Origin of the sequence: Gordonia sp. i37 (assembly GCF_002043085.1) — a bacterium.
Classification (GTDB): domain Bacteria; phylum Actinomycetota; class Actinomycetes; order Mycobacteriales; family Mycobacteriaceae; genus Gordonia; species Gordonia polyisoprenivorans.
Window position 1 is genome coordinate 1 of the sequence record NZ_MVPX01000175.1, and the last position, 527, is coordinate 527.

The window sequence follows — 527 nt, forward strand, 5'->3', positions numbered from 1 at the left end:
ACGTGCTCGACGCAGTGCGCACCTACCTCGGCCTGACCGCAGGTGTCGACGACTGGGACACCGACGACGAACTGCCATGGGACGCCGACGTCGATCTGGCCGACGACCCCAACTCCTATGACCCTGACGCCCATGACCCCAACGCCTACGATCGTGACGACTTCGGGTCCGGCGATCGGTTCGGCGGGTCGTCCGCACGACGCGGTCGTCCCGCGGGCGACCCGGGCTACTCTCCCGATCCCTACGACAACTACCCACCGGACCCGAACGCCGAGAGCCCGCGGCGCGCACGCCGATCTCGTCGTCCGGCACCGGTCAGTGCCGGCGACGTACTGGCGTCGGCGACGACGGAGAGTTTCGGCGATGACGCCACCACCGATCCGTTCGTCGACGAGGTCACCGAACCGCTCGGTGAGCCACCGGCGCCGCGGCGCGCGCGCAACCGGTCCACCGCCCGGGCGACCTCGGACACCGCGAAGCCCACACGCGCCACGCCGCCCGCGACAACTCCGCCTGCCCCGGCGCCG

At 71.7% G+C, this 527-nt stretch carries 1 pseudogene; it reads left to right on the forward strand.

Annotated features, from left to right (window positions below):
* Window positions 1–527, forward strand: a pseudogene (locus B1964_RS08745) (cell division protein FtsK); the annotation flags it as partial.